Here is a 13,366-nt window from a genome sequence, read left to right on the forward strand (position 1 = left end):
GGGTGGGCGCCCGGACACGAAGTGCCGGGCAACCTGGGGGCGAGCTAAGTGCGAATTCGCCCGTCGCCCGTGATCATCGACAGTTCGACGAACTTCGATGCCACGTGGTTGCGCGGCGAGAACGAGACCTCGAAGCCGCCGAACTGCTGCCGGTCGATGCTCTCGAGACCCGCGATCAGGCCCTCGCGCGTCGCCTTGCCCGGCGCCCGGCGCAAGCCCTCGACCAGCACCTTGGCCGCGATATAGCCTTCCAGGCTCGAGAAGTTGGCCTTGGTGGCGCCGCCGCTCTTGCGCTGCGCGTCGTTGAACTCGCGCGTGATGCCGTTGGCCGCGTTGTAGGGCGAGGGCACGACCTGGGTCACGACCACGCCGGCGCCGTCCTTGCCGAGTTCGTCCGACAGCGCCTGCGTGCCGACGAAGGACACGTTGAAGAAGGTGCCGCCATACCCCGCCTTGCGGGCCTCGCGAATGAAGGCGGCGCATGACTTGTAGGCGCTGACCTGGACCACGGCGTCGGGCTTCGCGGCGGCGATGGCCTTCACCGCGGCGGCGACGTCCACCGAGTTGCGCTCGACCGTGGCGAGCGCGGTCGGCTTCAGGTCGAGCTGCGCCAGCGCCAGGGTCACGCCGTCGAGGCCGGCCCTGCCGTAGGCGTCGTTCTGGTAGAAGACCGCGATCTTCTTGAGGCCCAGGTGGGTGAGCTGCTTGACGATCAGCGCGGTCTCGTCGTTGTACGAGGCGCGCAGGTGGAAGACGTTCTTGTGGAAGGGCTCGCGCAACGCCATCGCGCCGGTGAAGGGGGCGATGAACGGCACCCTCGCGCTGACCGCCAGCGGCAGCGCCGCCAGGCTGGTCGGCGTGCCGATGTAGCCGAACAGCGCGAAGGCCTCCTCGTCGATCAGCTTTTTGGTGTTGGCCGCGCAGCGGTCGGGCTCGTAGCCGTCGTCCAGGAACTTGATCTGCACGTCGCGATGGCCCGGCTGCGCGTTGTACTGGTCGAGGTAGAGCTTGGCGCCTTCGTAGAACTGGATGCCCAGCTGCGCGGCCGGCCCGGTGAACGGGGCGGACTGGCCGAGGATGATCGGCGTCTCGCTCTGCGCCCGCGCCATCTGGAAGCCGGCCAGCGCCGCGGCGCCGGTGGCGATCGAAAAGTGCCTGCGGTTGATCATCGTGAAAACCCCTTTGCGCGTGTTCGCTGTGTACAAACTAGACTCGCCGGTTGGTCTTCGCCCAGGTCGAATCATGACTTCCCCCACTCCCTCCCACGCCGTGACCCAGGTGCTCGGCGCCTGCCCGCACGACTGCCCCGACACCTGCGCCTTCGTCACCACCGTGCAGGACGGCGTCGCCGTCAAGCTGCAAGGCAATCCCGACCACCGGCATACCGCCGGCGTGCTCTGCACCAAGGTCTCGCGCTACATCGAGCGCAACGACCATCCCGAGCGCCTCGTCCAGCCGATGAAGCGCGCCGGTCCCAAGGGCAGCGGCCGCTTCGAGCCGGTGAGCTGGGACGCGGCGCTCGACGACATCGCTTCCCGCCTCGATGTGTTGAAAGGTAACAATCCCGAAAGGATTCTCCCCTACAGTTACGCCGGAACGATGGGTCTTGTGCAGGGCGAATCGATGGACCGTCGTTTTTTCCACAAGCTCGGCGCGTCGCTGCTGGACCGCACGATCTGCTCGACCGCTGGTGGTGAAGCCCTAAGTCTTACGCTGGGCGGCAAGGTGGGCATGCGGGTCGAGTTTTTCGCCGAGGCCAGGCTGATCCTGATCTGGGGCAGCAACTCGATCGCGAGCAACCTGCACTTCTGGCGCCACGCCCAGGCCGCCAAGCGCGCCGGCGCGCGGCTGGTGTGCATCGACCCGCGCAAGACCGAGACCGCCGACAAGTGCGACGAGCACGTGGCGCTGCTGCCCGGCACCGATGCCGCGCTGGCGCTGGCGCTGATGCACGAGCTGATCGTCCATGACTGGCTCGATCACGGCTACATCGAGCGCCATACCGTCGGCTGGGACAAGCTGCGCGAGCGCGCGCTCCAGTGGCCGCCGGCCCGTGCGGCCGCGGTGTGCCGCGTGCCCGAGGCGCAGATCGTGGCGCTGGCGCAGGCCTACGGCACGACCAGGCCGGCCGCGATCCGGCTCAACTACGGCATGCAGCGCGTGCGCGGYGGCGGCAACGCGGCGCGCGCCGTGGCCTGCCTGCCGGCGCTGGTCGGCGCCTGGCGGGAGCGCGCAGGCGGCCTGCTGCTGAGCAGCTCGGGCCATTTCCCCGTCGACCGCGCGGCCCTGCAGCGGCCCGACCTGCTGGCGGGGCGCCGCCCGCGCACCATCAACATGAGCGCGATCGGCGATGCGCTGGCCGACACCGCGAACCCGATCGAGGCCCTGATCGTCTACAACAGCAACCCGGTGGCGGTGGCACCCGAATCGGGCAAGGTGGTGGCGGGCTTCGCGCGCGAAGACCTGTTCACCGTGGTGCTCGAGCAGTTCCAGACCGACACGGCGGACTATGCCGACTACGTGTTGCCGGCCACCACGCAGCTCGAGCATTGGGACATCCACGCCAGCTATGGCCACACCGACATCCTGTTGAACCGGCCGGCCATCGCGCCGCGCGGCCAGGCCCGCAGCAACACCTGGGTGTTTCGCGAACTGGCGCGGCGCATGGGCTTCGACGAGCCCTGCTTCAGCGACGACGACGAGACGATCTGCCGCAGCGCCTTCGCCGCCGACGTGGTCGATTTCGGCGCGCTGCAGGCGCAGGGCTTCGCGACGCTGAAGCTGCCCGATGCGCCTTATGCAGAAGGCAACTTCCCGACGCCCTCCGGACGCTGCGAATTCTTCAGCGAGCGGCTGGCGGCGATGGGCCAGGACGGCCTGCCAGACCACCTGCCCAACTACGAGCCGGCCGGCAGTTCGACCGCCTTCCCCCTGGCCATGATCTCGCCGCCGGCGCGCAACTTCCTCAACTCGACTTTCGTCAACGTGCGCAGCCTGCGCGCGATCGAGGGCGAGCCGCTGCTCGAGATCCACGCGGCCGACGCGGCGGCGCGCGGCATTGCCGACGGCGCCACGGTGCGCGTCTTCAACCAGCGTGGCGAGCACCGCTGCCGCGCCGAGATCTCGCGCCGTGCCCGGCCGGGCGTGGTGCACGGCCTGGGCATCTGGTGGCGCAAGCTCGGCCTGGACGGCACCAACGTCAACCAGCTCACCAGCCAGCGGCTGACGGACATCGGTCGCGGACCGACCTTCTACGACTGCCTGGTCGAGGTCGAAGCCGTCACCGAACCGGTCGCGTCATGAGGCTCGGCCGGCGCGGTGCGGCGGCGCTGGCGGTGCTCGCGGCCGCCGCGCTGCTGGCGGGCTGCGCCGACCTCGGCTACTACTGGCAATCGGCCAGCGGCCACCTGGGCCTCATGCGGGCGGCCCGCCCGGTGCCGGAATGGCTGGAAGACCCTGCGACCTCCGAGGCGCTCAAGGCCAAGCTGGCGCTCACCCAGCGCATCCGCCAGTTCGCGGTGGCCGAACTCGGCCTGCCCGACAACGCCAGCTACAAGTCGTATGCCGATCTGCACCGCAATGCCGCGATCTGGAACGTGGTGGCCGCGCCGCCGCACTCGCTGACGCTCAAGACCTGGTGCTTCCCGGTCGCGGGCTGCGTCGGCTACCGCGGCTATTACGACGAGGCGGCCGCCAGCGCCGAGGCCGCCGTCCAGCAGCGGCAGGGCATGGAAGCCGCGGTCTACCCGGTGCCGGCCTACTCGACCCTGGGCTGGACGAACTGGGCCGGCGGCGATCCGCTGCTGTCGACCTTCATCGGCTATCCGGAGGGCGAACTGGCGCGCCTGGTGTTCCACGAACTGGCGCACCAGGTGCTGTACGTGCCCGACGACACCATGTTCAACGAGTCCTTCGCCACCGCCGTGGAGCGCATCGGCGGCGCGCGCTGGCTGCAGACCCGGGCGAGCGAGGTGGCCCGGCTCGACTACGCGCAATTCGATGCCCGGCGCCAGCAGTTCCGGGCGCTGACGGCCGACACGCGGCGCGCACTGGACGCGGTCTACAACGCGGCCGAAGCCAAGGCGCAGGACTGGCCTGCGGTCGATGCCGGAAAAGCCGCCGTGATGGCCGACTTCCGCCAGCGCTATGCGCTGCTGCGCGCCGGCTGGACCGGCCCGCGCCAAGGCGCCTACGACGGCTGGGTGGCGCGCGCCAACAACGCGATGTTCGGCGCCCAGGCCGCCTACGACGAACTGGTGCCGGGCTTCGAGGCCCTGTTCGAGCGCGAAGGCGAGGACTGGCCGCGCTTCTACGCGGCGGTCAAGCGGCTGGCGGAGATGCCGAAATCGCAGCGCCGGCAAGCGTTGAAATCACCGGCCCCAACCGCTTCACCGCTTGCAGCGATTCGCTGACCGACTACACGCAGCGAGCCCAACCTGGGGGCGAGCCTATCTCAACGATTCGATCAGGTCGATGTACTGCTGCTTCGCCTCGGTGGCGGCCAAGCCCTTGCGCGCGGTCCAGGCATCCCACTTGGCGCGGGCCACGATGTCGCTGAAGCTGGGCTTCTTTTCGGTGTTGTCGCCGGCCGTGGCCTGCTTGAACAGGCCGTAGATCTTGAGCAGGGTGGGGTTGTCGGGGCGCTCGGCGAGCAGTTTGGAATTGGCTTGGGCGGATTCGAACAGGGCGTTCAGGTCGGACATGAAGGACGGATGCGTGAAGAGGAACGAAGCGCCATCTTAAGTGACGGCGTCGTTGAGATAAGTCAATCGGACATCCCGGCTCGCGCCAGTTCGACATCGAGCCGCTCGCGGGCGTCGGCCGGTTCGAGGTGGGCCGCCTTTTCGTAGAGCCGGGTGGCCTCGGCCAGGCGCGAATCGCCGTGCAGCATCAGCAGGCCGCGGGCGTATTCGATCAGCGCGCTGGCCGAATGGGGGTTGAGCTGGAGCCCGCGCTCGAACAGCGCCACCGCGGTGTCGGCCCGCGCCCCGTAGGTCATGCGCGCCACCAGCGAGCCGACCTTGTCGATCACCTCGGCGTGAAAGGCGGCCAGTGCGATGTGGGCATCGGCATGGTGCGGCCGCAGCTCGATCACGTGCTCGAGCGCGGCCTTGACCTTGGTCCCCAGGCCCTGCGCCAGGGCCCGGGCCACGCTGATGCCCTGGCTGTAGCGCCCCAGCGCATAGGCCTGCCAATAGAGCGCCTGGCAGTTGTCGGGGTCGGCCGCGATTTGCGCGGTGGCGCGTTCGGCCACCTGCTTGAACAACGCCAGCCGCACGGATTCCCGCGGCTCGAGGTAATTGGCGTAGATGGCGGTCGCCTGGTTGGCGAGCGCGAGGCCGTGGGGGGCGTGCGCCAGGCCAAGCGCCGCGGCCGCTTCGAATTCACCGCTGTGATAGAGCGCCCAGCCCTCGGCCAGCGGGCCCTGCGCGGGCGGCGGGAGGCCCTGGCCGGCATGCAGCCGCTCCCAATGCCGATGCAGGTCGCAGGCGCTGAAGCGAGGCACGTCGCGGTAGGGAAGCCGGGTCCATTGCCCCGCGGCTTCCGTAGCTTCGGGCGACAGCAGCGAGATCGGTTCGGGTGGATTCATTCGAAGGATGAAATATCAGACCGTCGCGGATTGATCTTCGCCAGCATACGCGCTGCTGAGGGTCAGCAGATGCCGGCGTTGCTCGACGGCCAGATAGGGCGCCAGCAGGTGCAGCGTGTGATGGGCGCCGCGCATCAGGGCGCCCTGGGCATGCCCGGGCTCCAGCGCCTCGCGCGGGTTGCGCACGTATTCGTAGCTGAGCCAGTAGGTCAGCACCACCACCATGCTCTGCGCCAGCGTGTCGACCTCGCGCGCATCGATGTCCAGGTGGCCGGCATGGCCCAGGCCGGCGATCAGGGCGCGGATGGCGCGGGCCTTGTTCTTGAGCACCATCTGGAACTGGGCCTCGAGGTGCCGGTTCTTGCTCAGCAGGTCGTTCAGGTCGCGGTAGAGGAAGCGATAGCGCCAGATCAGCTCGAACAGGCTGTGCATGAAGAACCAGGCGTCCTCGACGTCGTGCACGCCTTCGCTGGCATGCAGCAGTTCGAGCAGCTCGGTCTCGTAGCCTTGGTAGAGCCGGTTGATCAGCTCGTCCTTGGCGGGGTAGTGGTAGTAGAGGTTGCCGGGGCTGATGCCGAGCTCGCCGGCGATCAGCGTGGTCGAGACGTTCGGCTCCCCAAACCGGTTGAACAGCTCAAGTGCGGCTTCGAGGATGCGTTGCGCAGTGCGGCGTGGCGCTTTCTTGGCCATGTCGTAGCCCCGGTGTGTCTCGTGGGGACCACTCTAGCGCAAGTTCGCCGGCGCGGGGGAGGGGGCGGCGCCCGCCGACGGCGGCGCCAGGACGCGCCGCTTCGGATCAGGAAGGCGTCAACCGCCGCCGCCTGCCGGATGCCGCCGCGAAGGCTTGGTCGCATCCGGGGTCTTGCGCGCTGCGGTCTTGCGCGCTGCGGCGGCCGGGGGCGCGGCCGCGCCGCTGCGGCGCTTCAGTTGCGCTTCGAGCGCTTCCACCCGGGCCTGCAATGCCGCGACTTCCTGGGCCGACGGCACCCCGAGCTTCGCCAGGGCGCGTGCGACGCGCTCTTCGAAGATGTTCTCCAGCTTGCCCCATCCGCCTGCGGCCTTGCTGCCGAACTCGCTGGCGAAGCCGGCCATTCGCGCCTGCGCCTGCGCCAGCGTTTCTTCGGCGGCCTGCTGGGTCTTCTTCTGCACGCCCGCGCCGTCCTTCACGAGCGCCTCGAAGGCCTTGCTGCCTTCCTGCTGCATCTTGGCGAAGGCACCGAGGCCGGCCAGCCAGATCTGCTGGGCGGAATCCTTGATGCGGTCGGCGGGTTTGTCGTCGTCTTCGGTCGGCATGGGGGTTCCTTGAGGTTGCACCGAGACTCTAGCCCGGGTTGCCGCTTCGAGGTTAGAGCCTAGGTTCTAGCTGCGAATTGACACATTCCCCGGATGGGATAATCCGCGGTTCGAGCGCCGGTAGGCGACATTTGACATTCGAACAAAGAGGGACCCCCATGATCCTGGTTACCGGCGGCGCCGGCTTCATCGGCGCCAATTTCGTTCTCGACTGGGTTGCCCAAGGCGACGAAGCCGTGGTCAACCTGGACAAGCTGACTTACGCCGGCAACCTCGAGACGCTGGCGTCCCTCAAGGGCAAACCGAGGCACGTCTTCGTGCAGGGCGACATCGGCGACAGCGCCCTGGTCGACCGGCTGCTGGCCGAGCACAAGCCGCGTGCCGTGGTCAACTTCGCCGCCGAGTCGCACGTCGACCGTTCGATCCATGGGCCGGAAGACTTCGTCCAGACCAATGTGCTCGGCACCTTCCGGCTGCTCGAGTCGGTCCGGGGCTACTGGGGTGCCCTGCCTGCGGAGCAGAAATCGGCCTTCCGCTTCCTGCACGTCTCGACCGACGAGGTGTACGGGTCGCTCTCGGCCACCGACCCGGCCTTCACCGAAGAGAACAAGTACGAGCCGAACAGCCCGTACTCGGCCAGCAAGGCGGCCAGCGACCATCTGGTGCGCGCCTGGCACCACACCTACGGCCTGCCGGTGCTGACGACCAACTGCTCGAACAACTACGGCCCCTTCCATTTCCCGGAGAAGCTGATCCCGCTGATGATCGTCAACGCGCTCGCCGGCAAGGCGCTGCCGGTGTACGGCGACGGCATGCAGGTGCGCGACTGGCTCTACGTCAAGGACCACTGCAGCGCGATCCGCCGTGTGCTCGAAGCGGGCCGGCTCGGCGAGACCTACAACGTCGGCGGCTGGAACGAGAAGCCCAACATCGAGATCGTCAACACGGTCTGCGCGCTGCTCGACGCGCTGCGTCCGCGCGCCGACGGCAAGCGCTACCGCGAGCAGATCAGCTACGTCACCGACCGCCCCGGCCATGACCGCCGCTACGCGATCGATGCGCGCAAGCTCGAACGCGAACTCGGCTGGAAGCCGGCCGAGACCTTCGACAGCGGCATCCGCAAGACCGTCGAGTGGTACCTGGCCAACGGCGAGTGGGTGGCCAACGTGCAAAGCGGGGCCTACCGCGACTGGGTGCAGAAGCAGTACGAGGCTGCGCCCGCAAAGGCGGCGGCATGAAGCTGCTGCTGCTCGGCAAGGGCGGGCAGGTGGGTTGGGAGCTGCAGCGCAGCCTGGCGCCGCTGGGCGAGCTGGTGGCGCTGCATCACGACAGCACCGATCTGCATGCCGACTTCAGCCGGCCCGAACAACTGGCCGAGACGGTGCTGAAGGTGCGGCCAGACGTGATCGTCAATGCCGCCGCCCACACAGCCGTCGACAAGGCCGAAAGCGAGCCCGAGCTCGCCCGCAAGCTCAACGCGACGTCGCCGGGCGTGGTCGCGCAGGCAGCGCAGCAGATCGGCGCGCTGATGGTCCACTATTCGACCGACTATGTCTTCGACGGCAGCGGCAGCAAGCCCTGGCGGGAAGACGACCCGACGGGGCCGCTCAGCGTGTATGGCCGCACCAAGCTCGAAGGCGAGCAGTTGGTGGCGCAGCACTGTGCCCGGCACTTGATCTTTCGCACCAGCTGGGTCTACGCGGCACGTGGCGGCAATTTCGCCAAGACCATGCTGCGCCTGGCGCAGGAGCGCGAGCGTCTCACCGTGATCGATGACCAGTTCGGCGCGCCGACAGGCGCCGAGCTGCTGGCCGATGTCACGGCGCACGCGATCCGCGACACGCTGCGCGATCCTGACAAAGCGGGCCTGTATCACGTCGTGGCTGGCGGCGAGACGACGTGGCACGGCTACGCGCGCTTCGTGCTCGCGCAGGCGGCGCAGGCGGGCGTCGAACTCAAGGCGACGCCGGCGTCGGTCGATCCCGTCCCGACGACTGCCTTTCCGACACCGGCGACGCGGCCGCGCAACTCCCGGTTGAACGCCGCCAAGCTTCAATCGACCTTCGGTCTGAGCCTGCCGGACTGGCAAGCCGGCGTCGCGCGCATGCTGCGAGAAACGCTCTGACCCACGCACAAAGAAGAACACATGACCCAACGCAAAGGCATCATCCTGGCCGGCGGCTCCGGCACCCGTCTCCATCCGGCCACCCTGGCGATGAGCAAGCAGCTCCTGCCCGTCTATGACAAGCCGATGATCTATTACCCGTTGAGCACGCTGATGCTCGGCGGCATGCGCGACATCCTGATCATCAGCACGCCGCAGGACACGCCGCGCTTCCAGCAGTTGCTGGGCGACGGCAGCCAGTGGGGGATCAACCTGCAGTACGCCGTGCAACCGAGCCCCGATGGCCTGGCGCAGGCCTTCATCATCGGCGAGAAGTTTGTCGGCAACTCGCCGAGCGCGCTGGTGCTGGGCGACAACATCTTCTACGGGCATGACCTCGTCCACCTGCTGGCGGATGCCGATGCGAAGGACGCGGGCGCCACGGTGTTCGCCTATCACGTGCATGACCCGGAGCGCTACGGCGTGGTGGCGTTCGATGCGAAGGGGAAGGCCAGCAGCATCGAGGAAAAGCCTGCCAAGCCCAAGAGCAGCTATGCGGTCACCGGGCTCTATTTCTACGACAACCATGTCATCGACATTGCCAAGGCGGTCAAGCCGAGCGCGCGCGGGGAACTGGAGATCACTGCCGTCAACCAAGCTTATCTGGATCTCGGGCAGCTCAATGTCCAGATCATGCAGCGCGGCTACGCCTGGCTCGATACCGGCACGCACGAGAGTCTGCTCGAAGCCGGGCAGTTCATCGCGACGCTCGAACATCGGCAGGGGCTCAAGATTGCGTGTCCGGAAGAGATCGCGTGGCGCAATGGGTTCATCGACCGCGAGCAACTCGCCAGGCTGGCCGCGCCGCTGGAGAAGAGCGGCTATGGCAAGTATCTGAACCACCTTTTGATGGACGAGGTACGTTCGTGAAAGTCACGCCGACTGCAATCCCCGAGGTGCTCATCATCGAACCCAAGGTGTTCGGGGATGTCCGGGGCTTCTTTTTCGAGAGCTTCAATCAGAAGGCTTTTGACGAGGCGATCGGCAAACACGTCGACTTCGTGCAGGACAATCATTCAAGGTCGGCCAGGGGTGTACTGCGCGGCCTGCATTATCAGATTCAACAGCCGCAAGGGAAGTTGGTCCGCGTCGTGCGCGGCGCCGTTTTCGATGTCGCGGTCGATATCCGCAAGTCTTCGCCGACGTTCGGCCAATGGGTTGGTGTTGAACTCAACGAAGAGAACCACAAGCAGCTGTGGGTGCCTGTAGGATTCGCGCATGCCTTCCTTGTCTTGAGCGAGACGGCGGATTTCTTGTACAAGACGACTGACTACTACGCTCCGGCGCATGAGCGGGCGATCCGATGGGACGACCAGCGCCTCGGCATCCAGTGGCCGGGCACCGGTGTGGCGCCCCAGTTGTCGGCGAAAGACCAGCAGGCTTCGACGCTGGATGACGCGGAGCTGTTCGAATGACAATGGTGAAGGAATTCGAAGCGGCGCTCAAGGGCCGCAAAGTCTTCGTTACGGGCCATACCGGATTCACCGGCGGATGGGCCTGCCTCTGGCTGCAATCGCTCGGTGCCAAGGTCGCGGGCTACTCGTTGCCCGCTGACACCGCGCCATCGCTCTTCGCCGCGGCGGGCGTCGGAGCCGAGATGCACGCCAGCACGCTCGGTGATATTTGTGAGTACGAACCGCTTCTGGATGCAATGCGCAAGTTCGAGCCGGAACTCGTGCTGCACCTGGCCGCGCAGCCGCTCGTGCGGCGCTCCTACCGCGAGCCGCTCTGGACTTTCCAGGTCAACGCCCAGGGCACGGCCCACGTGCTAGAAGCGGCGCGCAGCGTGGGCAGCGTGCGCGGCGTGGTCTGCGTGACCACCGACAAGGTCTACCGCAACAACGAATGGCCGTGGCCGTATCGCGAGAACGACCCGCTCGGTGGCAAGGATCCCTACAGCGCCTCGAAGGCGGCAGCCGAGATGGTGATCCAGAGCTATGCGGCGTCCTATCCTTTCGCCGAGGGCAAGGGGCCGGCCATCGCGACCGCGCGTGGCGGCAACATCGTCGGAGGCGGGGATTGGTCGGAAGACCGGCTCATTCCCGATTTCGTGCGCAGCGTGGTCAACGGCACCCAGCTCACGCTGCGCTATCCCGAAGCCACGCGACCCTGGCAGCACGTCCTGGCACTGGTGCACGGCTATCTGCTGCTGATGGCGAAGCTGCTGGGGCCACGGGCTCAGGATTTCGCGCGCGCGTGGAACCTCGGGCCGCAAGAACTCAAGCACTACCCCGTTCGCGAGGTCCTCGAACGCATGAGCAGCGAGTGGCAGCGCCCGGGACTGGAGTTCATGGATAACCCGCTGCCGGAGGCTGGCGCACTCGCGCTCGACAGTTCGCTGGCGCGCAACCTACTCGGCTGGCAGCCCGCCTGGGATACGCAACGCGTGATCCAAGAGACGGCGGCCTGGTATCGCAACTACTACGCGGCGCCCGACACCGCGAAGGCGTTCACGCTCGGGCAGATCGACGCCTGGCGCAAGGACATCGCCGCATGATCTACGTGATAGGTGGACGCGGCAGGCTCGGGCGCGCGCTCTGCGCATCGCGCCCGCAGGAAGAGATCGTTGCGCTGGACCGCGAGGTCTACAAGAACTGGTGGCAAGGCGATGCAGGCGCATCGATCGGCCGCTTCTTCGAGGCCGCGGCGCCCGGGTCGGTGGTGCTGGTCGTGGCCGGCCTGCTGGATCCGGCGCTGCCGCGCGCCGAGCACCGCCGTGTCAACGTCGAACTACCAGCGCGGGTCATCGAAGGCGCCTGCGCTGCGGGGCTGCGCGTGGTGACCTTCGGCACGGTGATGGAGCGGCTGCTCGAACACCCCAATGCCTACATCGCCGCCAAGGCCGAATTGGGTCGTCTCGCGGCAGAGCGCGCCGCGATGGGCGACGCCGTCATGCACCTGCAGCTGCATACGCTCTACGGCGGCGGCGAGCCCGCACCCTTCATGTTCCTCGGCCAGCTCTGCAGCGCGCTGCGCGAAAGGCGCCCGTTCGAGATGTCCCCGGGCCGCCAGCTGCGCGAATACCACCATGTGGACGACGACGTGGCCGCGATACATGCCGTGCTCGCAGCCGGCACGACCGGCGTCACGGCGTTGAGCCACGGCGAACCCTGCACGCTGCGCGAACTGGCAATTCGTGTTTTCACTTCGATGGAACGCGTCGACCTGCTGCGCATCGGCGCGCGCCCCGAGCCGCCCGACGACAACTACGCGACCGTGCTGCAGCGCCCGCCTGCGATCAGACAAGTCCAATTCCGTCCGACGCTGCAGGGCGTGACGGCCTACGTACAGGCCGTGCTGGCTGATTCACCAGACCAAGAATGAACGACGACTCCACGCAGGTGCCTACGCGCCGACCGCTTGTTTCGATCGCGATCCCGGTCCTCAACGAGGCCGGCAATATCGACATGCTCTATACGCGGCTCGCGGCCCTGGCCGATCGCATGGGGGACCGCTGCGACATCGAATTTGTCTTCACCGACAACCACTCGGACGACGAAACCTGGCCAATGCTGGTCAAGCTCGCTGCTGCCGACCCGCGCGTGCGTGCGATGCGCTTCTCGCGCAACTTCGGCTTCCAGAGTTCGATCCTCGCCAACTATCTTCATGCGCGGGGCGACGCGGTCATGCAGATCGATGCCGACCTGCAGGATCCGCCGGAGATGCTGGAGCAGTTCTTCGCGCTGTGGCAGCAGGGCTTTCATGTGGTCTACGGCATCCGGCGCAAGCGGCCCGAAGGTTGGATGCTCAACCTGATCCGCAAGTGCGGCTACTGGGTGATCGACAAGGTCAGCGAGCATCCGATTCCGCGCGACGTCGGCGACTTCCGGCTGGTCGATCGTGCGGTGATCGAGGCCATCGCCAGGTTCCGCACGGCCAACCCCTACCTGCGCGGCATGATCGCCGGCCTCGGTTTCAACCAGACCGGCATCGTCTATGACCGCGACGCGAGGACCGCAGGCGAGAGCAAGTTCGACGTGAGGCGGCTGATGCGGCTCGGGCTGACCGCGGTATTCAATCATTCGACGGTGCCTCTTCGCATGGCATCGTTCCTGGGCATTGTGATCTTGGCGGGCAGCCTGATCGGTGCCTTGTACTACGTGACCCTGCGTTTGCTTCAACCTGATCTTCCGCGTGGTTTTGTGAGCATCCAGGTGATGGTGTTGTTCGGCATCGGGCTCAATGCGTTTCTGCTGGGCATCATTGGCGAATACATCTTGCGGATATACCGTGTACTTCGATCCGACCCGATCGCCATTGTCGAGCGCAGTCTCAACATGCGACCGGACGAACTCAAGCTCTAGTTGATAAAAAAGCAC

General features: G+C 67.0%; 14 protein-coding genes. 9 read left to right on the top strand and 5 right to left on the bottom strand.

Going from position 1 to position 13,366, the window contains the following annotated elements; translation table 11 throughout:
- Positions 1-44 precede the first annotated feature (44 nt).
- A complete protein-coding gene (locus AC1DYD_RS01610) occupies positions 45-1,169 on the bottom strand; it encodes an ABC transporter substrate-binding protein (protein ID WP_478170985.1) in 1,125 nt (374 codons plus the stop codon).
- 73 nt (positions 1,170-1,242) lie between these two features.
- Between AC1DYD_RS01610 and AC1DYD_RS01615 the strand changes: the two genes are divergently transcribed.
- Together AC1DYD_RS01615 and AC1DYD_RS01620 are read left to right on the top strand one after the other, a co-directional pair.
- A complete protein-coding gene (locus AC1DYD_RS01615) occupies positions 1,243-3,303 on the top strand; it encodes a molybdopterin-containing oxidoreductase family protein (RefSeq protein WP_478170986.1) in 2,061 nt (686 codons plus the stop codon).
- A complete protein-coding gene (locus AC1DYD_RS01620; protein ID WP_478170987.1) occupies positions 3,300-4,412 on the top strand; it encodes an aminopeptidase in 1,113 nt (370 codons plus the stop codon). The genes AC1DYD_RS01615 and AC1DYD_RS01620 overlap by 4 nt, the downstream gene beginning before the upstream one ends.
- 36 nt (positions 4,413-4,448) lie before the next feature.
- On the opposite strand, the gene AC1DYD_RS01625 is transcribed toward AC1DYD_RS01620, so the two are convergent.
- From AC1DYD_RS01625 to AC1DYD_RS01640, 4 genes are all read right to left on the bottom strand, one after another.
- Positions 4,449-4,703 (bottom strand): acyl-CoA-binding protein, encoded by a 255-nt coding sequence (locus AC1DYD_RS01625; RefSeq protein ID WP_478170988.1) that lies wholly within the window; start codon positions 4,701-4,703, stop codon positions 4,449-4,451.
- Positions 4,704-4,765: 62 nt separating this feature from the next.
- Positions 4,766-5,590, bottom strand: coding sequence for a hypothetical protein (locus tag AC1DYD_RS01630; protein ID WP_478170989.1), 825 nt, complete (start codon positions 5,588-5,590; stop codon positions 4,766-4,768).
- A gap of 15 nt (positions 5,591-5,605) precedes the next feature.
- On the bottom strand, positions 5,606-6,280 hold the full coding sequence (locus AC1DYD_RS01635; protein ID WP_478170990.1) for a TetR/AcrR family transcriptional regulator: 675 nt from the start codon (positions 6,278-6,280) through the stop codon (positions 5,606-5,608).
- A 117-nt stretch (positions 6,281-6,397) separates the two neighbouring features.
- Entirely contained in the window at positions 6,398-6,883 is a 486-nt protein-coding gene (locus AC1DYD_RS01640; protein WP_478170991.1) for a phasin family protein, read from the bottom strand.
- Between the two features lie 158 nt (positions 6,884-7,041).
- Between AC1DYD_RS01640 and rfbB the strand changes: the two genes are divergently transcribed.
- The 7 genes from rfbB to AC1DYD_RS01675 are packed head-to-tail and all read left to right on the top strand — an operon-like array spanning position 7,042 to position 13,351.
- A complete protein-coding gene (gene rfbB, locus AC1DYD_RS01645; protein WP_478170992.1) occupies positions 7,042-8,121 on the top strand; it encodes a dTDP-glucose 4,6-dehydratase in 1,080 nt (359 codons plus the stop codon).
- On the top strand, positions 8,118-9,008 hold the full coding sequence (rfbD, locus tag AC1DYD_RS01650; protein WP_478170993.1) for a dTDP-4-dehydrorhamnose reductase: 891 nt from the start codon (positions 8,118-8,120) through the stop codon (positions 9,006-9,008). The genes rfbB and rfbD overlap by 4 nt, the downstream gene beginning before the upstream one ends.
- Positions 9,009-9,029: 21 nt before the next feature.
- The gene (rfbA, locus tag AC1DYD_RS01655; protein ID WP_478170994.1) at positions 9,030-9,917 is read left to right on the top strand and encodes a glucose-1-phosphate thymidylyltransferase RfbA; all 888 of its coding nucleotides are present in this window, start codon (positions 9,030-9,032) and stop codon (positions 9,915-9,917) included.
- Entirely contained in the window at positions 9,914-10,462 is a 549-nt protein-coding gene (gene rfbC / locus AC1DYD_RS01660) for a dTDP-4-dehydrorhamnose 3,5-epimerase (protein WP_478170995.1), read from the top strand. The genes rfbA and rfbC overlap by 4 nt, the downstream gene beginning before the upstream one ends.
- Positions 10,459-11,544, top strand: a complete 1,086-nt coding sequence (rfbG, locus tag AC1DYD_RS01665; RefSeq protein WP_478170996.1) for a CDP-glucose 4,6-dehydratase — start codon at positions 10,459-10,461, stop codon at positions 11,542-11,544. Before rfbC ends, rfbG begins: the two co-directional genes overlap by 4 nt.
- The gene (locus tag AC1DYD_RS01670; protein ID WP_478170997.1) at positions 11,541-12,371 is read left to right on the top strand and encodes an NAD-dependent epimerase/dehydratase family protein; all 831 of its coding nucleotides are present in this window, start codon (positions 11,541-11,543) and stop codon (positions 12,369-12,371) included. The genes rfbG and AC1DYD_RS01670 overlap by 4 nt, the downstream gene beginning before the upstream one ends.
- Positions 12,368-13,351 carry a glycosyltransferase family 2 protein gene (locus tag AC1DYD_RS01675; protein WP_478170998.1) on the top strand — a complete coding sequence of 328 codons (984 nt, stop codon included), beginning with the start codon at positions 12,368-12,370 and terminating at the stop codon, positions 13,349-13,351. Before AC1DYD_RS01670 ends, AC1DYD_RS01675 begins: the two co-directional genes overlap by 4 nt.
- The last annotated feature ends 15 nt before the right edge of the window (positions 13,352-13,366 follow it).

The organism is Variovorax sp. P4_B11, assembly GCF_056402355.1.